Annotated in this window: 17 protein-coding genes; 7 read left to right on the forward strand and 10 right to left on the reverse strand. The window is 59.9% G+C overall.

Features of this window, described 5'->3' with window-relative positions:
• The first annotated feature begins 9 nt into the window (after positions 1-9).
• Genes AC1DCM_RS25155 through AC1DCM_RS25180 form a run of 6 tightly spaced genes read left to right on the forward strand, consistent with a single transcriptional unit; the run spans position 10 to position 7,515 of the window.
• Positions 10-951, forward strand: a complete 942-nt coding sequence (locus tag AC1DCM_RS25155; protein WP_442015683.1) for an ABC transporter permease — start codon at positions 10-12, stop codon at positions 949-951.
• Entirely contained in the window at positions 948-2,744 is a 1,797-nt protein-coding gene (locus AC1DCM_RS25160; RefSeq protein WP_477520113.1) for a dipeptide/oligopeptide/nickel ABC transporter permease/ATP-binding protein, read from the forward strand. The genes AC1DCM_RS25155 and AC1DCM_RS25160 overlap by 4 nt, the downstream gene beginning before the upstream one ends.
• Positions 2,744-3,607 (forward strand): ATP-binding cassette domain-containing protein, encoded by an 864-nt coding sequence (locus tag AC1DCM_RS25165; RefSeq protein ID WP_442005536.1) that lies wholly within the window; start codon positions 2,744-2,746, stop codon positions 3,605-3,607. Before AC1DCM_RS25160 ends, AC1DCM_RS25165 begins: the two co-directional genes overlap by 1 nt.
• Positions 3,604-4,614: a Gfo/Idh/MocA family protein gene (locus AC1DCM_RS25170; RefSeq protein ID WP_477520114.1), complete on the forward strand. Its 1,011-nt coding sequence runs from the start codon at positions 3,604-3,606 to the stop codon at positions 4,612-4,614. Before AC1DCM_RS25165 ends, AC1DCM_RS25170 begins: the two co-directional genes overlap by 4 nt.
• A 22-nt stretch (positions 4,615-4,636) precedes the next feature.
• Positions 4,637-6,493 carry a beta-glucuronidase gene (uidA, locus tag AC1DCM_RS25175; protein WP_477520115.1) on the forward strand — a complete coding sequence of 619 codons (1,857 nt, stop codon included), beginning with the start codon at positions 4,637-4,639 and terminating at the stop codon, positions 6,491-6,493.
• On the forward strand, positions 6,490-7,515 hold the full coding sequence (locus AC1DCM_RS25180; RefSeq protein WP_477520116.1) for an SDR family NAD(P)-dependent oxidoreductase: 1,026 nt from the start codon (positions 6,490-6,492) through the stop codon (positions 7,513-7,515). The genes uidA and AC1DCM_RS25180 overlap by 4 nt, the downstream gene beginning before the upstream one ends.
• A 53-nt stretch (positions 7,516-7,568) precedes the next feature.
• On the opposite strand, the gene AC1DCM_RS25185 is transcribed toward AC1DCM_RS25180, so the two are convergent.
• From AC1DCM_RS25185 to AC1DCM_RS25210, 6 genes are read right to left on the reverse strand one after another with little or no spacing between them, the layout of a single operon-like run.
• Positions 7,569-9,878, reverse strand: coding sequence for a beta-L-arabinofuranosidase domain-containing protein (locus AC1DCM_RS25185; RefSeq protein WP_477520117.1), 2,310 nt, complete (start codon positions 9,876-9,878; stop codon positions 7,569-7,571).
• Between the two features lie 7 nt (positions 9,879-9,885).
• On the reverse strand, positions 9,886-11,484 hold the full coding sequence (locus tag AC1DCM_RS25190; RefSeq protein ID WP_477520118.1) for an alpha-N-arabinofuranosidase: 1,599 nt from the start codon (positions 11,482-11,484) through the stop codon (positions 9,886-9,888).
• A 31-nt stretch (positions 11,485-11,515) separates the two neighbouring features.
• Positions 11,516-12,535 (reverse strand): LacI family DNA-binding transcriptional regulator, encoded by a 1,020-nt coding sequence (locus tag AC1DCM_RS25195; protein WP_477520119.1) that lies wholly within the window; start codon positions 12,533-12,535, stop codon positions 11,516-11,518.
• An 11-nt stretch (positions 12,536-12,546) separates the two neighbouring features.
• Positions 12,547-13,461 carry a carbohydrate ABC transporter permease gene (locus AC1DCM_RS25200; RefSeq protein ID WP_477520120.1) on the reverse strand — a complete coding sequence of 305 codons (915 nt, stop codon included), beginning with the start codon at positions 13,459-13,461 and terminating at the stop codon, positions 12,547-12,549.
• A complete protein-coding gene (locus AC1DCM_RS25205; protein ID WP_442005544.1) occupies positions 13,462-14,424 on the reverse strand; it encodes a carbohydrate ABC transporter permease in 963 nt (320 codons plus the stop codon). It abuts the gene before it with no gap.
• Between the two features lies 1 nt (position 14,425).
• Positions 14,426-15,769 (reverse strand): extracellular solute-binding protein, encoded by a 1,344-nt coding sequence (locus tag AC1DCM_RS25210; protein WP_442005545.1) that lies wholly within the window; start codon positions 15,767-15,769, stop codon positions 14,426-14,428.
• Between the two features lie 332 nt (positions 15,770-16,101).
• Between AC1DCM_RS25210 and AC1DCM_RS25215 the strand changes: the two genes are divergently transcribed.
• The gene (locus tag AC1DCM_RS25215; protein ID WP_477520121.1) at positions 16,102-17,073 is read left to right on the forward strand and encodes an AraC family transcriptional regulator; all 972 of its coding nucleotides are present in this window, start codon (positions 16,102-16,104) and stop codon (positions 17,071-17,073) included.
• A gap of 97 nt (positions 17,074-17,170) precedes the next feature.
• On the opposite strand, the gene AC1DCM_RS25220 is transcribed toward AC1DCM_RS25215, so the two are convergent.
• From AC1DCM_RS25220 to AC1DCM_RS25235, 4 genes are all read right to left on the reverse strand, one after another.
• Positions 17,171-18,655, reverse strand: coding sequence for a carboxylesterase/lipase family protein (locus AC1DCM_RS25220; RefSeq protein WP_477520122.1), 1,485 nt, complete (start codon positions 18,653-18,655; stop codon positions 17,171-17,173).
• Positions 18,656-18,693: 38 nt separating this feature from the next.
• Positions 18,694-19,419, reverse strand: a complete 726-nt coding sequence (locus tag AC1DCM_RS25225; RefSeq protein ID WP_477520123.1) for an alpha/beta fold hydrolase — start codon at positions 19,417-19,419, stop codon at positions 18,694-18,696.
• Positions 19,420-19,559: 140 nt separating this feature from the next.
• Positions 19,560-20,126, reverse strand: coding sequence for a cysteine hydrolase family protein (locus tag AC1DCM_RS25230; protein WP_477520124.1), 567 nt, complete (start codon positions 20,124-20,126; stop codon positions 19,560-19,562).
• Positions 20,127-20,141: 15 nt separating this feature from the next.
• Positions 20,142-20,905 (reverse strand): aldehyde dehydrogenase family protein (locus tag AC1DCM_RS25235; RefSeq protein ID WP_477520125.1); only part of this gene is annotated, 764 nt, incomplete at its 5' end.

A 20,905-nucleotide genomic window follows, 5' to 3' on the forward strand; every position in this document is an offset into this window, starting at 1 on the left:
CCGCGGGTCATGATCAGTTACGCCCTCCGACGTCTTGGTGCAGGCATTGTCCTTGCGCTGCTCGTCACCCTCATCACTTTCTTCCTCCTCAGCGGATCCTTGGAATCTGTTGCCCGCGAACGCCTGGGCAGTGCAGCGACGCCAGAATCCCTGAAAGCACTGATGACCCAGCTTGGCTTTGATCGGCCGGCCATCGTCCAATACATGGACTGGCTCGGCTCGGTACTGACCGGTGATTTCGGTACTTCTCTTTTCACCAGCCAACCAGTGGCGCCTGCCGTTGCTGCGCGTCTGGGCGTCACGCTGTCGCTGGTCGTCACCGCGCTCATCATCACAGTGCTCGTCAGCGTTGCGCTGGGCGTCTGGGCGGCAACCCGGGGAGGACTCGCCGATAAGGTTTCCCAAGGCTTGTCCTTGATAGGTTACGTCGTCCCCGGGTTGCTCATCGCCATAGTCCTTGTGGCTGTGTTCGCCGTGAATCTGAAGTTGCTGCCTGCCACCGGTTTTACTCCCTTTGCGCAGAATCCTGGAAAGTGGGCGGCATCGATCACTATCCCTGTCATTGTGCTTGTCATTGGTGGAGTGGCCAGCATGGCTGCACAGATCCGCGGCACCATGATCGGGGAGCTCAGGAAAGACTACGTCCGTACCCTGCGGACCCGTGGTGTACCGACGCGGTCGATCGTGCTTCGCCACGCGCTTCGGAATGCTGCAAGTCCTGCCCTGACTGTCCTGTCCCTTGAATTTATTCAAATGCTCGGTGGTGCGCTCATCATCGAGAACGTGTTCGCGCTTCCTGGCTTTGGCGCTTACGCATTCAACGCCTCGCTCCAGGGCGATATCCCCATCATCATGGGCATCACTTTGTTCAGCGTCATGTTGGTTGTCACGGTGAACCTCATCACAGACGTAGTGAACGGCTGGCTCAACCCGAAGGCGAGAATCTATTGAGCATCGAAGAACTCAGCGTGACTTCCGGGTTGGCAGCCCCACCCCGGAAGTCTCCGCTACGGAAACTCGCCACCGACCCTCAGGCAGTGATTACTTCGGTCCTGCTACTGGTCATCATCATCCTGGGTCTTCTCACTCCCTGGATCGCCCCGCACGATCCCAATGAGGCACAACTCAATGCGATAAACGCCACACCTGGCACCCCGGCATACCCCCTCGGAGCCGACCAGAACGGACGCGACATCGCTTCCCGGCTCCTCCATTCAATCAGCACCAGCCTGATCGCAGGCCTGATTGGAGCAAGCGTTGCCCTGGCTATCGGAATAACTTTTGGCCTTATCGGCGGATACTTCGGCCGACGGCTCCGAACCGCGACAGAGTGGGTCTTCAGCCTCATCATGACGTTCCCCGGGCTGCTGCTCCTGATCGTCCTGATGCCCGTGACCAAGGGCGACTACCGGGCAACCATGCTGATCTTTGGAGTGCTGCTCTCCCCCGGGGTCTATCGCATCGTGAGGAACCTGGTCCTTGGCGTGAAGAACGAACTCTACGTCGATGCCGCCCGCGTCTCCGGACTGTCCAACCTTAGAATCCTCGGCCGCCACGTGCTGTTCGCTGTCCGTGGGCCCATCATCGTCGCCGCAGCGTTCCTGATAGGTTCGGCGATCAGCCTGCAGTCCGGCCTGGCCTTTCTCGGCGTTGGGTCCAACCTCGTTCCCAGCTTTGGTGCAATGATCGCCGACGGCTTCACAAACCTTTATGTCGATCCCACCCAATTCATCTGGCCCAGCGTCATGCTCGGCACGCTGACTGCTTCCCTTGTTTTGCTCGGAAATTCCCTCCGGGACGCCTTTGAGGGAGCAAAGCTGAAACCATCCAAGGCTTCGGCGCCCAGAACAAATACCCCCAGAGCAATTACCCCCACCACGGACAGCATCCAAGGTTCAGCGGCGGACCTGCTCTCGGTTGACGACCTGGCCATCGCTTACCCCACTCCATCAGGCCAGCTGAGGGAAGTGGTGAAGGGAGTCAGCCTCAGCCTGCGTGCAGGTGAAACCCTCGGTCTGGTGGGTGAATCCGGCTCCGGAAAGACGCAGACCGCGTTTGCCATCCTCGGTGTGCTTCCGCCCGAGGCCGTGGTCACACAAGGCTCTATACAGTTGGATGGTCGCCATTTGATCGGCCTTTCGGAGCAAGGGCTACGCGCCCTGCGAGGACGCGAGATCGCGTACATACCGCAAGAACCTATGTCGAATTTGGACCCCTCCTACACAGTTGGCGCCCAACTCGTCGAAGGCATCCGCGCCTCAGCCCGGATGTCACGCCGGGAGGCAAAGGCTAAGGTGATAGCGCTGCTGGCACGTGTGGGTATCCAAGATCCCCAGCGAACGTTCAATTCCTACCCGCACCAGATCTCCGGCGGAATGGCACAACGCGTCCTCATCGCCGGCGCCGTGGCAAGCCGCCCCAAGCTCCTCATCGCCGATGAACCCACGACGGCACTTGACGTCACAGTCCAGGCCGAAATCCTGGACCTGATACGGGACCTCCAGGCCGAGCTCAACATGGCTGTGTTGCTCGTAACGCACAACTTTGGAGTCGTGGCAGATATCTGCGATCGGATCGCCGTGATGCAGGACGGCCGGGTTGTCGAATCAGGGACCGCGCTGGAGCTCTTCCGGGAGCCGCAACATTCATACACTCAACTGCTTCTGGGCTCCATCCTCGACGAGCACACCGTTCGAACCGACCAGCCTAGGCCTGTCGTGACGGCCACCGGGGGAAAGAACTGATGACAACACCGCTATTGAACGTAAAAGACCTCCGCGTGGCCTTCAAAGGCCGCGGATTCCGACCCCGGGAGGTGGAAGTCCTGCACGGGGTTTCCCTAACAATCGCGGAGGGTGAGACGCTCGGCGTCGTGGGCGAATCCGGATCCGGAAAGACCACCATTGGGCGGGCAGTGCTGGGTCTTGTAAAGCCCAGTGGTGGGCGCATCACCTTCCGGGGTTCTGACATTACCCATGCCACTCCGAAGGAACGCCGTACCCTGTCCAAAGACATCCAGGTAGTCTTCCAGGACCCGTATACCTCCCTCAACCCGTCCCTGACCATTGGTGACACCCTGAGCGAGCCCCTCATCGTCCAGGGAACAAGTGCCACTGAAGCACGGGCCCGGGTCCGCATGCTGTTGGATCAAGTCGGCCTGCCCGGTGACGCTGCCGAACGTTTGCCCCGGGAGTTCAGTGGCGGACAACGTCAACGGGTCGCCATAGCCCGGGCACTTGCGCCGGAACCGAAACTCATTGTCTGCGACGAGCCGGTCTCCGCGTTGGACCTTTCCACACAGGCCCGCGTCATGGACCTTTTCATCGACATTCAACGGCGCACAGGCGTTGCCTACTTGTTCGTCTCGCACGATTTGGCCGTGGTTCGGCACATCAGCCACCGCGTCAGCGTCGTCTACAGAGGGGACATCGTTGAAACTGGCCGCGCCGACCGGGTAACTTCCACTCCAGAGCATCCCTACACCCAGAGGCTGTTACTCGCAGCGCCCATCGCAGACCCTGTGGAGCAAGAAAAACGCCGGGCAGATCGCCATCGCCTTGCGGAGCTGCACCGGGATCAGCATATCCAAGCAGGAGTGTCGGGATGACGGAAAGAACCGTGGAGGAGACACGGCGTCCCCAAACTCCATTGCGGTGGGCTATCGCCGGGGCCGGCACTATCTCCCGGAGCATAGTGCCGGATTTGCAGCTCTTGCCCGGAGACCACGTGGAAATGATCTTCAGCAGGAACCCGGCGAATGCAGCCAGCTTCGCAGAGGAGTTCGGCCTGGACCGGTGGACCGACGACTTCGATTCTCTTGTCAGGGACCCTGGCGTCGACGTTGTGTACCTGGCGACGCCATTCGCTACTCATGCCGCCATGGCGCGCCAGGCCCTGCTTGCCGGCAAACATGTACTTGTTGAGAAGCCCATGGCATTGAACGCCGATGATGTGCAAGACCTCTTTGCGCTGGCCGAAAGCCAAGGACTCTTCCTCATGGAGGCAATGTGGATGAAGTTCAACCCGGCATTCCAACACCTTTTCGAGCTACTCCGCACCGGAATCATCGGAAAGCCGTCCAGCCTCCGGGCGGGATTTGGCTTTCCCCTGATCGCCGACGGTGGCAGCAGATGGGACATTGCGCGCAGCGGAGGAACGCTCCTTGATCAAGGGATCTACCCGGTGACATTGGCCCACTCAATCTTCGGTGAGCCAACAGCCATCACGGCCCATGGACGTCTCAGGGCCGACGGGCTGGACTTCGCGGAACATTTCACCCTCGACTTCGCCGGTGGCCAGTTTGCGCAATGCGCGAGTTCAATGACCGAATTCGTCGATCCGTCCGCCGCTATCAACGGCGCCAAGGGCTGGATCACCATCCCAGGCATGTTCTGGACATCCACCACACTCCAGATTCACGCCGGTTCCTGGGAAAAAATGTTCGCCCCTGAACCCATCGATCACGCCCGCGAGGGCAACGGCTACGTCCCCATGCTCAGAGCCGCCAGCGAAGCAATCCGGGCCGGGGAAATCCACCACCCAATACATCCGGCGAAAGACACGATTGCCGTGTTCCGCACCCTGGACACCATCGCCAGCCAGTTATCTCATTGACAGCCAAGCAGGAGAAAAAACATTGCTTAAGCCCCGCCCTACAATTACCCGAGAACTTATCAACCTGGACGGTCTTTGGCGCTTCGCCCTTGAAGATGCAGACGTTCCCGAGCCTTGGAGAGGCGTCCTGGGGGGCAAACTCGAAGCCCCTGTCCCCTCGAGTTATAACGATCTCTTTGCTGACCAGAAGATCCGGGACCACGTGGGCTGGGTGTGGTACCAGCGGACGGTGCGCGTACCGCGAGGCTGGACCGGGGAAAGGGTTTTGCTCCGTTTGGACGCAGCCACGCACGAGGGCAAGGTCTATGTTGACGACGTCCTGGTAGCCCGGCACGTCGGTGGCTACACGCCCTTTGAAGCAGACATCACCGACCACGTCTCACCCGGAGGTGAATTCAGGCTCACCGTTGGGGTAAATAATGAACTGACCAGTGCCACCATCCCACCTGGCAGCATCAGCGTCAGCCAGGACGGCCGACGCCAACAGACTTACCTGCATGACTTCTACAACTACGCTGGCCTGGCGAGGTCAGTGTGGCTCTACAGCAAGCCAGAACGCCACATCAGCGACATCACCGTTGTTACCGGCGTTATTGGCCGAACCGGCGTCGTCGATTATTCTGTCGAAACCAATCACCAAACATCGGTGCGTGTGAGGGTTTTGGACGCTACAGGCCAGGAAGTTTCATCGGCAGAAGGCAGCCAAGGAACACTCACGATTGACGACGTCTTGCTGTGGCGACCAGGTGCAGCCTACCTCTACAACCTGGTGGTAGAGCTCCTCGACGGCGAAGACGTGATTGACAGCTATACGGAGCCGTTCGGTGTGAGGACCGTCGAAGTCCGCGGGACCGAGTTCCTTATCAACGGAGAGCCCTTTTACTTTACTGGCTTCGGTAAGCACGAGGACACAGCCGTTCGGGGCAAAGGTCACGACAACGCCTACCTTGTGCACGACTTCCAGTTGCTGGATTGGGTGGGCGCCAACTCGTTCAGGACCTCGCACTACCCCTACGCGGAGGAGGTGCTGGAATTCGCTGACCGCCACGGCATCGTCGTCGTCGATGAAACTGCTGCCGTCGGACTGAACCTGGGGGTCCAGGGAGGGCTGACAGGGGTGGGCCCCAAGCCCACGTTTTCGCCGGACACTTTCAACCACGAAACCCAGGCGGCCCACGCACAACACCTTCGCGAGGTCATCTCACGCGATAAGAATCACCCAAGCGTTGTCATGTGGAGTATCGCCAACGAACCGGCCTCGAACGAGGACGGAGCCCGGGAGTTCTTCGAGCCACTCGTTCAACTGGCCCGTGAGCTCGATCCAACGCGTCCCCTGACTTACGCCGCAGTCATGTTTGCAACCTTCCAGAACGACAAAATTGCAGACCTCTTCGACGTCCTCAGCATTAATCGCTACTACGGCTGGTACATCTTCACAGGGGATCTTAAGACCGCAGAAGACTACCTTGAACGTGACCTCCGCGGCTGGCTGGAGGCCTTCGGCAAACCCATCATGATGAGCGAATACGGGGCAGACACCATGCCCGGACAACACTCCATCTGGGACATGCCTTGGAGCGAGGAGTACCAACAATCGTTCCTCGCCATGAACCACCGCGTCTTTGACAGGATTGATGGCTTCGTAGGTGAACACGTCTGGAACTTCGCCGACTTCCAAACGTCGAACGGGATCCACCGCGTGGACGGCAACCGTAAGGGCGTTTTTAGCCGGGACAGAAAACCAAAAGCGGCAGCTCACACCCTGCGCTCCCGATGGACTGGTCTCAACGGTGCCAAGCCCGCCATGGACGAAACAGAAGTTCCCGAAAACATAACAACCGAGCTCAATCCAGCACCGGCCCTCGAAGGAGCAAAATGACCAACAACATCAAAGCACTAACCGGCTCGCGTCCTATTCGGGAATGGCTCGCCCATCCCGCTGGCGGTCCCCTCCTTCGGGGAATGCTTAACGAGGCCGGACAGGACGAATCAGCCCTGAAACCCATCGATCACCTTGCCCTGCAACAGCTGGTTGAACTCGGTGGCGGACAGTTCCCGCAGTCCCTGCTTGATCATCTGGTGAGGGAAGCAAATGGTGGAATCGAACCCGAGGAGGACGCTGAGGACATCGACGACGCCCTGTGGCAGGAACGCATCACCGACGGCAGATTTCTGGGCAAGACTGTCATCGTCACGGGCGCCGGCTCCGGGATCGGCCGCGCCACTGCTTCCAGGATTGCCCGGGAAGGGGGAAGGGTGATTGCCGTAGACATCGCAGCTGCCCGGCTCGACTCACTGGCGATGGATCACCCGCAGGCTGACGTGGTAACAGTGCAGGCCGACATCACCAAGGATGAAGACATTCTGAGGATTGTTGAAGCCGCTGGAGACCGGATATATGCCTTGGCAAACGTCGCCGGAATCATGGACGACATGACCCCCTTGCACGAGGTGGCCGATGACGTCTGGAACCGGGTGTTCGCGGTCAACGTGGACGGAATGTTCCGCCTGACCCGCGCCGTACTACCGGCCATGCTGGCTGCCGGACGCGGTTCCATCGTGAACGTTGCCTCCGAAGCCGCGCTCCGCGGCAACTCTGCAGGGCTCGCGTACACCGCGTCCAAACACGCAGTTCTCGGAATGACCCGCAGTACTGCCTTTATGTACGCGCCCCAGGGAATCCGCGTCAACGCAGTCGCCCCGGGCCCGGTTGCAACCGGCATCGAGGCCACCTTTGGCTCGGAGCTCGGGGCGAACCGGTTGGCTCCGTTCATGCAGATAATCCCACCTGTTGCTGTGGCCTCGCAGCTGGCTGCCTCCATCACGTTCCTCCTCAGCGAGGACGGAACCAACATCTCCGGCGCCGTCCTGCCATCGGACGGTGCGTGGTCGGTCCAGTAAGAAAAGCCCTTGGGGTTCCTCACTGCAGATGATGCAGTGAGGACCCCAACTTTTCAGGCCAACGAATCCGCGGCATCGGTCAAGAGCAGCAGGCGCCTTAGCCTTGGCATCGTGTGGCCCGGCCGAGGAGCAATGAGCAGCCGGGCCTCCGAGCTGCCGTTGCTGTTGAACTGAATCTCACTGGTACCGTCCGGCCCTTGCCTGACTGTTGCTGCCGTCGCGTTGTCTGCCCCGGAGAGAAGGAACGATTCCTGATCCTCCCCCGGCACGCTTTCAATGCGAAGGCTCGTGCCGATCATCGTCCAGTCACGCAGCACCAGTGAGAGCGGCTCCTTGGGGCGCAGCCAGTGTGCCCCGTCGGGTGTCATTCCACGCTCAGCATGCTGGGCGCTAACCTCATGATCGAGTTCAGGCTGCTGCTCCCCGAAGGTGATCCCGTCCACTACCCGTGCTTCCAAGGCGGTAGATGCCCTGTCTTGTTCCGCCAACTTCCCCTGGATTTCGCTGATCTGCATTTCGTCCTGAGCCATGGGCCAAGAGAGCCGGTACCGGGCATCGTGGATCCTGTGCAGAGGCTTAAGCGTCAGCCTCTGCCCATCCGAGGCGAGAACCGAGAGCTCTTCGCCCCCTTCGGAGTGGGTTTCCAACCCACTGGCAAGCAGAACAGGCGTCTCCGCCAGCGGCCTGAGCGGCCCTGAAGCGATGTGGGCGGCCCTGGCCCCCGTTGCCCGGTAATGCAGTCCATTGTCAGGGATCTCTTCGGCCATGACCGTGGGGCCGTATCTGATCCAGGCCCATGGGGAATCATCCGCGGCCCGCACCATCTGCAGTTCACGGTCCAGACTTAGCAGAATCTCCTCCGTCCCGTCCCACACGCGGCGCAGTCGCCACCAACCCCTGTCTTCCTCGATCCTGCCGCCGTCGATCCTGCCGCCGTCGCTCAGTGTGGCTTTGGCACCTCGCGCCCATTGCGGTACGCGGATGGCCAGGGTGAATTCCCGCGGTTCCTCCACTCTCACACGGACGGATGCGGTGTTCCCTGAGGGTAAGGCCGAATCAATGGTGACTCGGACGCCCTGCTCCGTCCAGTTGAGTTCCGTGGCCAAAAGCCAGCTGATACGGAGTTCGTCGCCACTGGCGACGTACACGTGCGCAGCATGCTTTGCGTGAGCCTCGTAGCCGGAGCCCATACAGCACCAAAAGCCGTCCTGTTCCGGCGAATACATCCGGTAGTGGCCCGGACGGTGGGACGTGAAGTAGACCAGGCCACCGTGCCCAGGGTGCTGCGTGGACAGCACATGGCTGCACTGAGTGACCTCGATGTAGTCCAGGTAGCGGTCCTCTTTATCCAGGAGATAAAGCTCGGCTGCCAGCTTGACCATGTTGTAGCTGTTGCAGCTCTCGGGGCCCTCCCGCCCGAGGAACATCGGGGAGAAGTCGTCCCTGCGGTGGAAGTGCTCCCGAACACTGTTGCCGCCAATGGCGCTGCTGCGCCACGCAACGACGTCGTCGAAAAAGTCTCGGGCGGCTTGCCCGATGCGCGCTGTCGCTGCATCTTCCAACCCCAGTTCGCGGCCAGCCCTGGCAATGGCGGCGTAGCCCACCACAACGGGAATCTGCGTGTTGGCGTGAAGTCCTGCAAGTGAGTCCTGCGTTGTTTCGCCCGGTAGAGCCAGCACCCGGGTTATCAGCTCTTCCCGAATGAACCTCATGGACAGGTGAAGGTAGCGCCCGTCCTGCCGGAGAAGTGCCAGGCGGGCAAACGCTTCAGTAAGTCCGCCGAACTCGGTCTGCATCATGAGCTCGAGTGCTTCCTGGTCCAGTCGGTCCGTGGTTTCCTGCCACCAATTGGCCAGTTCATCCAGGATCTGGTCCGCCTCCGCTGAGGGAACATTCCATGCGACATCCACCAAGCCCGCCAGCGTCTTGTGCAGGTTATACAGGGGAACCCAGCGCCCGTTGAGCTCAAAGGGAGAGGCTCTAATGTCTCCCTGAATGAGCTCGTCCCAGAGCTTCCGCCCTTGAGGTACGCCGCCCACGTATCCTGTGCCGGAGGCCTGCTGCACTTCCCGGAGTCCGGACAGCAAGCTTCCAAGCATCTTCTCCAGGCGTGGATCACTGTCCCCGGCTACAGCGTGGGCAAGCGCTGACAGGACGTGCCCTGCCGTGTGGCCGTTGAGTCCCGTCGATTCCCAACCGCCGTAGAGCTCCGCCGTAGCCGGAAGGCCCGCTTCGACACGGAAGGGCGCCAGAAGACGATCAGGATCCAGACGCAGCAGTGCTTCACGGTTCACACGCTGGGCTTCAGCAAAGACGCCCTCGCGAAGCCGAATTTGGCTGAGGGGGCGGTAGTCAAAAGTCATGGTCATCTCAACAGTTCAAGCAGGGCTTGCTGCCCGTGTTGGGGCTGGACGTCGCGGCCGCTGCAGCAGTGACTACAGGGACCTGACCAGACAGTGTTCCCCGAACGGTCGCGAAAGAGTGGGCTGGAAGACGCAGTACCAACTGGCCCTCGCGTTCTTCAACTTCGAGGAAGCGCGGCGTGACGGCGTCGGGGTGTGCGGGCGCGTTGAACGCTGAAACTTTGTCGCCGGAAAGGACCAGTGCTTCCACCTGCTCCAGGAAGCCGCCGCGAAGGTCCAGCACCACCTCGCTTTCGTCCTCCAGTTCCAGGTTGGCCATGGAGATCAGAACCTGGCCATCCTTGGTGCTGGCGGAGGCAGTGAACGTGGGGACCTGCTCCCCCGCCAGCGTGTGCGAGCCGTCAGAGTCAAGGTGGGTATGCAACGCGGTGGCATCCTGATGCCCTGCGTTCATGGCGAAGACGTGGAACGTGGGCGTCTTTACGAGCGCTCCGCTCTCTGGATCCGTGAGCAGCATGGCTTGCAGGACATTTACCGTTTGGGCGATGTTCGCCATGACCAGCCGGTCTGCATGATGGTGAAAGGAGTCAAAGTGGATTGCTGCCACCAGGGCGTCGCGGATGGTGTTCTGTTGATAGAGGAAGCCGGGGTTGGTGCCGGGCTCTACGTCCCACCATGTGCCCCACTCGTCCAGGACCAACCCCACCGCCTTGTGCGGATCGTAGACGTCCATCATGGTGGAGTGCGCCGTCAGCAGGGTCTCAATGTGATGGGCGGCCTTGACCGTCTTCCAGTACTCTTCCTCATTGAATTCCGTGGCGGAGCCTTTGCTGTCCCAGTGACCGGACATCGTGTAGTAGTGGAGCGAGACACCTTGATATGGGGAGCTCTTGCGGCCTGGCCCGCCCTTGTCATGAAGCGCTTCCATCAGGGCTTTGGTCCATGCCACGTCGTCGTCGTTGGCGCCGGCTGCTATCCGGTAAACATCGTTGCCGTTGTGGGAGCGGACAAAGGTGCTGTACTGCCGGGCCAAGTCTGCGTAGGCCTCAGCCCGGAAGTTGCCACCGCACCCCCAAGGTTCGTTGCCGATGCCGAAGAAGGGGACTTTCCAGGGCTGGTCGCGTCCGTTCTGTCGCCTCAGGCGAGCCATCGGTGAATCATCGGCGCGGGTGAGGTATTCGATCCATTCGCTCATTTCCTGGACCGTGCCGGAACCCACATTGCCGTTGACGTAGGCGTCCGCGCCGAGCATTTCGCAGAGGTCCATGAACTCATGGGTGCCAAACGAATTGTCTTCTACGACATCGCCCCAATGGGAATTGACCATCACGGGGCGCTGCTCACGAGGGCCGACGCCGTGACGCCAGTGGTATTCATCGGCGAAGCAACCGCCGGGCCAGCGAAGATTTGGGATGCGCAACTCGCGCAGGGCTTCCACCACGTCATTCCGGATGCCACGGGTGTTGGGTATTTCGCTGTCCTCCCCCACCCAAAAACCACCGTAGATGCAACGGCCCAAATGTTCGGCGAAATGACCGTAGATGTGACGGCTGATGGTGGGACCCGCAATGTCCAGATTGACGACGAGTCKGGGCGAAGATGCCATGGTCAAGATTTCTCCAATGTCTATGTGTGATTCAGCTGGTTGATTCCCGGACGATGAGCCGGAAAGGGGCCACGAGCTCGCGCCCGGGACGGGGGGAACGGTCTTTAATCCGTTCGGTGAGAAGGGAGAGTGAGGACCGGACCATCCAGTCATGGTCCGGTGCGATGGTGGAAAGGGACGGAACGGAAAATGCTGCCTGCTGGACGTCGTCGAAACCGATGACCTTCACGTCCTCCGGAACCCGCAAGCCGGCGTCCTTAAGACCTCGAATCACCCCGAAGGCGACCGCATCGGTAACGGCTACCACGCCGTCGAATTCAATACCGTCCTGGACCAGCTTCTTGATGCCATCAGCGGCATGCTCCATGCTGGGTTGATCCATGGGCACGTGCAGGGAAGGGTCGTCGCTGAGTCCTGCGTCCGCCAAGCCCTGTCGGTAGCCCTTAAGACGATCCAGTACAACATTGTGGAGCTCGGTTTCGGGAGAGTAGTTACTCGCCCAGGCGATGCGTTGGCACCCTTGCTCCACCAGATGTGCGGTGGCCGCCTTGGCTCCTTCTGCGTTTGGCATCACCACGTGATCAACGGCATCGCCGTATATCTTTTCGCCGAGGAGGACCAGGGGTATGGACTGGTTCAGAAGGCTGGCTTCCTCCGGCCCCAGTACCAGTGCAGAAAGAATCAGGCCGTCGTATTCCAGATTGCGCGACATTGCGACGGCGTCGAGTTCGTCTTCGATGTGCAGACCGGTCTGCTCAACGGCCACGCGGTATCCGAGCTCGGCGGCCTGGGCAATAACCCTGCCACTGAGTTCACCGAAATAGGCGTGGCTGAGGGCAGGAACCGCCAACCCGATCACCCCGGTGGTCCCGGTGCGCAAGGTCCTTGCAGAACGGTTCATGACGTAACCGCTCTCCTCCACAGCCTCCAGGACACGCTTGCGGATGTCCAGATTTACAGACCGCCGGCCGTTCACGACGTTGGATACCGTCATTGTTGACACTCCTGCCAGCCGCGCTACGTCAGACATCGTGACCATTGCAGACCCCATTTCCACAAAACTTATTTGATGCCGGCAGAACTAAAACTTTGCGTGTAGCGCTGCTGGACGAAGAAGAAGACCAGAACTACAGGTATCACGTAAAGGATGGATCCTGCGGCTATGAGGTTGTTTAGTGGGAAACCCCTTTCATTGACGTACCCGGATGACAACGCAACTGCCAAGGTGGTGTTGCTCTGATCCAAGAGAAGGTTGGGAGCTATGAAATCGCCCCAGACCGCCAGGAATGACATGACGAAGGCGGTGACGACGATCGGTTTGGAGATAGGGAGAAAGATCCTGGTGAATATGCGGAATTGTCCGCACCCGTCAAGGATGGCCGCCTCCTCCAGTTCCTTGGGAAGGCCGGCAAAGAACTGACGGTAGAGGAAGATCAGATAGGGAGATCCCACCAATCCCCAGATCACCCAAGGCMAGTAATTCCCCACAAGTCCCACCTGCGAAAACAACAGATAGGTGGGAATGAGTGTCACGATGCCGGGCATCATCATCATGGCGATGAGTACTCCGAAAAGAATTCCCTTTCCCGGCCCGCGGAGCCTGGCAAAACCGTAACCGACCAATGCCGAAGACAGCGTAGTAAGGACTCCGTTGACCGTGGCCAGGAACAGGGAGTTCAGCATGTACGGAAGGAAGGGGATCCTCGTTAGTGCCTCTACGAAGTTCTCGATGTGCGAAGGGAGCGGCCACAGAACGGCGATCCCTGAGTACAACTGCTCAGGCGATTTGAACGCCGTGGCCAGCACCCAGTACATGGGAAAGGCAACAAGGGCAGTGATGAACACGAGGACGGCCGTGACCAGAATGGTCGAGCGTCGCCGAATGCCCGATCGGCTTCGCGTGCCCCGCTCATGACCAGGTGACTGCACCGGGTAGGGATGCGCCCGTTTGGATGACTGCAGTTCCTTGAGGGTCATCTACTTCCCTCCATCGCTGGAAGGATCCACGGAATAGAAGACAGTCTTTCGGCTCGCACGGAAGAACAAGACCGTTACCACCAGGATGGCCAGGAAGAACAGCCACAACATCGCTGAGGCATAACCGTAGCGGGAGTAGGCAAAGTACTGTGCATAGACGTCGATCATGAAAATCCTGTTGGCTTCGGGAACCGCCGTGACAGCAGCTGCGCCAGTGGTCGGGGAAAGCAAAAGGGCGGGAACGAAAGTTTGCAGAACGCCGATGGTCGAAGTCACGGTCTGGAAGAGGAGCACTGGCGAGATGGTGGGAAGTGTCACTGCCGTGAACCGGCGCCAAGGTCCGGCTCCATCCAACGTTGCGGCCTCCAGGAGCTCCGGGGAAACATCCTGCAGCGCAGCGAGGTTGATGATCATGCCGGCACCAATGCCCCAAAGCATCACGGCCAGCAGGACCACGAACACTTGCTGCCCCGTCATCCAGTTCACGGCGTCCTGCCCGAACCAGGCACGGACAGCGTTGATGGCGCCGGAATCCCGGTCAAACACCAGCTTCCAACTCAATGCCGACGCCACTGGGGGGAAGACGGCGGGGAGGTAGATCATGGTCCGCCAGAAAGACCTCAGTCGCACCTTCTGGTTCAGCAGGATGGCCAGACCGAGACTGCCCGCAACTGTAAGAGGCACTACAACAACAGCCAGGACTGCAGACCGCGACATGCTCGCCCACGTTTCAGGGTCACCCAGGACATCGAGATAGTTCTGCGCACCCACCCAGCGAAAACCCGGGCTCACGCCGTCCCAGTCGGTCAAGCTGACACCCAGGGCGTAGGCGAGCGGAAAGATCGTGAGCAGGACGGTGCCGATGAGCCAGGGCGAGATGAAGAGGTAAAAAGCCCGGCTACGCCGCTTGGTCAATGGGCTGCCCCGCCGTACGGGACGGGCAACGCTTAGCGTCGAAGCCATGTCAACCGCCGATACGCGAAACACCCTCGGCGAGGAGTGCGTTGCATTTGGTGTTGACTTGATCGGCGAACTGCCCGGCCGTCAGGGATCCCTGGACCAGCTTGGGGAACTGCTCCGAAACTGCAGCTGTCAGCGCCGTGACGGTTGCGTATGGGGAAAAGCTCAACACCTTGGCGTACTTGTCCTCGGCCGTCTGGGTTTCCAGAGCTGACTTCTGGTACGCCTCCTTGACAGGAAGGCTGGAACGAAGGTTTTTCATGACGGGGAGACCACCACCGGTTGCTGCACGGTCCTTTGCGGGCTGCCCGGCAGTGAACCATTCGAGGAAGGCGAAGCCTCCGTCTGGATTTTTGGCCTTGGCGGGAATCCAATGGCCTGTGGCGCTGGTGGTGGGGCTTACCCGCTCCTTGCCCAACAAGGGCGCAGGTGCCATACGGGCAAAGTCGGGCGCCTTCGTGTCGCCGGACACGACGCCGGTCAGCCAGTATCCGGCACTCTGCATGGCCTGCCGGCCTGAACTGAACGGGGGCCAGTCCCAGCCGTCGGGGTTGGGATCCAGGAGTGTGTAGCCAGCTTTGGCTTTCGCTACATCTGCCAGCCAGCCGACGGCCTTCTGAGCCTCGGGCGAACTGAAGTCCACCTTCTTCAAATCTTCACTGAACAGCGAGACTCCGGTTGTGGCGAGCATCCCTTGAAGGAACGCCACATCCGGTGCTGTAGCGAACAAGCCATAGCGGGAAGACTTACCGCCGGAGGATGAGGTCATGCTCTTGGCAACGTCCAGCAATTCGTCGTAGGTGAACGGATTGGCACTGTCAGGGACCCGGGCACCCACTTCCTCGAAAACGGACTGGTTGTACCAGAACATCATGTCCAGGCTCCAATCCTTGGTCAGTCCGTAGGTGCTGCCGCTGCCCTGCCGGGTACCGTCCCACTTCCACACATCATTGATTGCTTCGAGGTCGCCCGAGTGGATGAGGGAGCTGCCGGAAAGGTAGTCGTCCAGCGGTTTCGCAATCTTTCGGGAAGCCAGATACGGAGTCACTTGGGCACCAGCGCCGCGGACCAGGTCCGGGGGTGTGCCGGCAGCGAGCATTGCGTTGAGGCGGGTCTCGTCGTACTTGATAAASGTGATGGGAGCATCGGCGTTGAGYTGCTGCCAGGCGGARATCACGTCCTTGGTGATCTCACCATCGTTGCCCATGATGGTCAGKGCACCYTTGCCGGAAGAGCTGCCWCCTGCTGGGCTCGACGTGTTGACCTTGCAGCCACTAAGAGCTGCGGCTGCCACACCGGCGGCCGTGAGGCCGAGGAATCCCCTGCGATTAATGGGTTGGATTTTCATAAACTGCGCACCTTCCTTGCTACGCGTACATGCCCAGCGAAAAGCCAGGCATGTAACGATAAACGGGAGATCCGGATGCATCACGAGAAAGTGTGCTTTAGGATGCGTTTATCGTTACACGAGGTTGTGGAAGCGTCAAGACTTTTTCCCAACTTCGTTTCCTGTTACGGGCTGGGAGGTGCGCATGCTAGGCCGTCCCGAACCGACCGCGATGACAAAGATAATATATTGAATCCATGACGATAATCACATAAACTCGATATACCTCCGGCGCTACTCCGGCAAGCCCGTATCGGGATTATCGACCCAAATCGAAAACTTTGGAGCACTTGATGCATACCCACGGGCTTGGTACAGGAGGTAGTCCCCTCGTCCTGGACACGCACGACCCCTCTGAGGCTCGCGAGGCACTCAGTAACGCATACTGCCCCCACATCCTGACTGTTTCCCAGCCCCGGGACTTCCATGCTGTCCAGGAAGAGGTCACATTAGGCCCTCTTTCCATCCACAGGCTGAGTTACGGATCGGAGGCGTCTGTGGATGCTGAACCGCTCGCCTCATGGATCTTGATCAGCATGGTGCTCAAAGGCCGGCTGGCCGTAAGTTCGGGCGGCGCTGAACGTATTCTGACGTCAGGGCAGACGATTGTCTTGGACTCGTATCGAAACTTCAGGCTCGTATTTGGGGTGAACTCCCAGCTCCTCACCTTCCGGTTTGACCGTGCATACGTGGAAGAGGCCCTGCATGATTTACGCGGTGACAAAACAACGCCCCGGGTACGGTTTGGCTTGCAAGGGCCCAAGTCTTTGCGGGCCGCTGCCACTTGGAATGCAGTATCGTCACTGCTGGTTCGGGAGTCCAATGCGAACACTTCCGGCGCCCGCTATCCCTTATTGCAAGACCAGCTGATCCGTACCGCCGTCGCCGCCCTCGCAGATACCCACCCGCTGGCGATCGACGCCAGGGAGGTGGTTGGCTTGCAAGCTGACTCAGCCGCTGTCCGTCGGGTCATGGCGATTGTTGAGGCCCGGCCGGAGTATCAATATCAAGTAGCCGACCTCGCAAAGAGTTCAGGGTTGGGTGTCAGGGCGCTTCAGGAGGCTTTCCGGAACCAGCTGGGGACAACTCCCATCGGATTCATTAGAGACGTGCGGCTTCGCAGGGCCCACGACGACCTCCTGTCGGGCCGGGGCAGGACAGTTGCAGAAGTGGCAGACCGTTGGGGATTCTCAAACTTGGGCAGGTTCGCCGCGCAGTATCGGGAACGCTACGGATTCCCGCCATCCGCTACGCTGCGGCGCTGACGGCTCGCCTATGACAATTGGCGAGTGCTGGAATGACAAGGGGAGCGCCCTCACCATTCCAGCACCCGCCGGTCAGATCCTGACGAAGGAGGGAACCCTACGAGGGACGTGACCCATCAAGGCTCTGCCAGGGCCTTCCAACCTCGGTGCCGACCCGGAGGTTTTGGTCAATCAGAAGCAGTTCGCCCTGTTCAGAGGTATATTTTGGCCAGGCAAAACCCTCATGCTTTGGGTCTCCCGTAACAGCAAAGGAAATAAAAGCCTTATGCATTGACGTCCCGATCCTCTCAAAGACAACTTCCTCGATGCCCTGAATAAATCCTGCCCCCGACCATTTATCGACATTGTTGAACGTAAATGGCAGGTCCAAGCAATGAGTCGCGCCCAGCCTGCCGTCAAATGCCGGCGAATCGAGTCGGAACTCATACGCGTACACAGGAGCGTCTACAGCCCGTTTTTCCACCAAGTCCAGCGCGCTCCGCCTGAAGAGGTTGTCGCTGACAACACCGGAAAGCACCTCTTGTGGGGTGTGTCGTCCCGAGCTGAGGTAGGCCTCATAGATGGTCAGGGCTTCCTCGCCCTCACTGCCCAACCAATCCAACACCTGGGACCGGCTTGTATCTGCATACTGGGGGTCCAACGCGAACGCGAAACTAGCCTCATCTTCGGTCCAGCCGACCAGCAGCTCAACGTCAGATTCCGCCAGCGCCTGAAGTGGATGAACCGGAAAACTGTCCTCGTCGATAACCGGCAGGAATGCCAGCGGCCAATTTCCAAACGCCGCGTTGTCAATCAGTACTCCCAGGGAGCCCTCAACCAGACGCTCCCCTGGCTCATTCCTTAGCGCTTCGACGTCGTCGTGGCCGAGCAGGGTGGCGAGTTTCCGGGTGCGCTCGAATGCCTCCGAAGGTGTTTGAAACTCGATGCCCAGAGGGATGCTTTGCAGTATCGCCCGATGAAAAAGGCCACGGGAAGTCGGGTGCTGCACAAGTCCTCCTATTGAGAGGGCACCACCTGATTGACCGATGAGAGTGATGGCGTTGGGGTCGCCACCGAATGCTGCGATGTTATCTACAATCCAGCGCAGGGCGACGGCTTGGTCATCGAGCCATAGGTTCTCGCGGTCGCCCATCCCGGACAGAAACCCCAACGCACCGAGCCGGTAGTTGATCGTAACGACCACCAAGTCGCCGTTTTTCGCAAAAGTATCGCCAGCATAGTAGGGAATACTCCCAGAACCGATGAGCAGTCCGCCACCGTGAATCCAGACCAGGACCGGCCTCCGCTTGTCATCGGCAGAGGGTGTCCAAATGTTTAGACTGAGGCAATCTTCATCGAAGGGTGGGGACCCGTGCTCCCCCAATATAGGCGATCCGCCGCGGACAAATGGCTGGAGCGCCGACGGCCCATAATTTTCAGCGCTCCTTATCCCCGCCCACCCCTCGTGAGGGCGCGCAGATTGCCACCGCAGATCGCCGATTGGGGGTGCGGCGTAAGGAATTCCGCGAAAGACACTCAGGCCTTCTTCGAAAACGCCCACGACATCGCCGTACGACGTTGTAACTACAGGTGAATTACTCACGGTTACCGCTTTCATATTGTTGGAACCACGAAGTGGAATCAGTCCTGCCCGGCATCCACAATTTTGGCGGCCAGCAATTCGGGGTTGGTAAAGACGACTTCGTGACTCCCCGGCATTTGGACCAGTCGGTGAAGCCCAAGCCGGCTGGACATCCGCGGATGCCAGCCCAATTCTCCAGGAGGCAACGCAGTGTCTTCGGTCCCGTTGAGGTAGCTCTTGGGAATTGCAGACTGGTAGAAAGCGGTGAGGTCCAGCTGGTCAGCGAAGGGCTGGAAGGGTTCTGGAGACAACAATTCGAAAGTAGATTCCGCGAGTTTCAAGTCCGCGTCCTGAATGAATGCATCACGCCAGATTGAAAACGGCAGCGCTACCGTATTGTCGTCAGAACCGGCAGCCAGCGAGCTGAAAAGTTGGCGGTAGTGTGGGGGCACTTCGTCAAGCAGAGAATTCCCCGGCTGCGGAACGAATGCGTTCCAAAAAATGAGCCGTCGCAGCCGCTCTGGGATCTCTTCCGCGACTCGCGCAATTACTGTGCCGCCGAAACTGTGGCCTAAGAGAACCACGTCCGTCAGCTCATTGTCCGTAATGAACTGAACTACAGACTGCACGCAATCGTCGTGGTTCACTTCCTTATTGACGCCGATGCCGTGGCCGGCGAGAGTGGGACCGTAGGCCCTGTGTCCAAGGGATTCCAGATGCTCGATGACGGAATCCCAAGAAGCTCCGTCGTGCCATGAGCCGTGAACGAGAACGAATGTTGTCATAACTTCTCCTGTAATAGCAGCGATTTTTCACCGCCGTATATTGATTGGATGACGACAATCGTATGAACTCTATATCGCGCCGGCTACCCCGATAACGCACTCCTTGGCCAATAAACGATCCAGACTAAAAAGTCCTGACGCTACAGCTGGAGCAGGGTTTCGCTTTTGACCACGTTGATCATCGGCGACAGCAGCTGCATGAGGTTGAGCGCCTGATCGTGCGCGTCGTCGTTCTGTCCCGCGCACGCGTCCTGGACCACAGTGACAAACCGGCCTGCGTCCGCGGCACCAAGGGCCGTGGCGAGGACGCAGCAGTCGGTTGCCACACCTGTCAGGATGAGCTCTCCGCCCACAGGAATTCGATCGGCCATCGCATCGCCCCACTTGGTGAACGTTGGAAGATCAATGGAGTTTGGGGCGTCGACGCCCGGAAGCGCGAGATCCCAAAGGTGATCGTCGGGTTCCCGGCGCATGCTTGACCACCGGTCGTAATAGGACAACCACGAACCCGGTTCTGTCGTGTCTGGGACGAATCGGGTGGTTATTGGTTGAAATCCTGCCCCAGCCAGCCGTGCGATGGTCTGGGCCGCTTCGTCGTACCGCGGGATGTGCCAGTCCCCCACTTCACGGAAGGCGCGCTGCATGTCGATAATGACCAGCTGGCCTTTTGCTGCGCTGGTTGAAGCTCCTCGCGTGGGGCTATTCACGGTTTCTCTGCCTTCTTAGTCCGAGTAGGGGTCGGCGATGCCGATGTATTGGGTGGTGGTGTATTCGTTGATGCCTTCGGAGCCGCCTTCGCGGCCGAGGCCTGATTGCTTGACCCCGCCGAAGGGTGCTGCGGCGTTGGAGATGACGCCGGCGTTGAAGCCGACCATGCCGAACTCGATCTGCTCAGCGACGCGCAGGAGCCGGTTGAAGTCGCGGCTGTAGAGGTAGGACGCGAGCCCGTACTCGGAGGCGTTGGCCAGGCGGATGGCGTCTTCCTCGGTGGCGAACGTGGTCACCGGTGCGACGGGTCCGAAGATTTCCTGGCCCAGGATCGCTGCGTCGTTCGGGACGTTGGACAGGACGGTGGGCTGGTAGAAGTACCCGGGTCCGTCCACGGGCGCACCGCCCGTAACTGCAACAGCTCCGGCGTCGACGGCGGCACTCACCAAAGCGTGCACATCCTCCCGGGCGCCGGCGTCGATCAGCGGACCAACCTGCGTGGCGGGGTCGGTGCCGCGGCCGGTCACCAAAGTGCCCATGGCGGCGGCGAACTTGGCCGTGAACTCCGCAGCGACCGAGGAATGGACGAGGAAGCGGTTGGCGGCGGTGCAGGCTTCGCCCATGTTCCGCATCTTCGCGGCCATCGCGCCTTCCACGGCGGCATCGACGTCTGCGTCTTCGAACACGATGAACGGGGCGTTCCCACCGAGCTCCATGGAGGTGCGGAGGACGTTCTGTGCCGCGTCGGCCATGAGCCGCTTCCCGACAGGGGTTGATC

The organism is Paenarthrobacter sp. 10N417 (genome assembly GCF_056394745.1).

Bases quoted from the DNA above. Each gene is read 5' to 3' on its own strand.
- AC1DCM_RS25165 (WP_442005536.1), top strand. From the start codon at position 2,744: ATGACAACACCGCTATTGAACGTAAAAGACCTCCGCGTGGCCTTCAAA.
- AC1DCM_RS25205 (WP_442005544.1), bottom strand. From the start codon at position 14,424: ATGGCTTCGACGCTAAGCGTTGCCCGTCCCGTACGGCGGGGCAGCCCA.
- AC1DCM_RS25185 (WP_477520117.1), bottom strand. From the start codon at position 9,878: ATGACTTTTGACTACCGCCCCCTCAGCCAAATTCGGCTTCGCGAGGGC.
- AC1DCM_RS25180 (WP_477520116.1), top strand. From the start codon at position 6,490: ATGACCAACAACATCAAAGCACTAACCGGCTCGCGTCCTATTCGGGAA.
- AC1DCM_RS25215 (WP_477520121.1), top strand. From the start codon at position 16,102: ATGCATACCCACGGGCTTGGTACAGGAGGTAGTCCCCTCGTCCTGGAC.
- AC1DCM_RS25170 (WP_477520114.1), top strand. From the start codon at position 3,604: ATGACGGAAAGAACCGTGGAGGAGACACGGCGTCCCCAAACTCCATTG.
- AC1DCM_RS25225 (WP_477520123.1), bottom strand. From the start codon at position 19,419: ATGACAACATTCGTTCTCGTTCACGGCTCATGGCACGACGGAGCTTCT.
- AC1DCM_RS25195 (WP_477520119.1), bottom strand. From the start codon at position 12,535: ATGGGGTCTGCAATGGTCACGATGTCTGACGTAGCGCGGCTGGCAGGA.
- AC1DCM_RS25155 (WP_442015683.1), top strand. From the start codon at position 10: ATGATCAGTTACGCCCTCCGACGTCTTGGTGCAGGCATTGTCCTTGCG.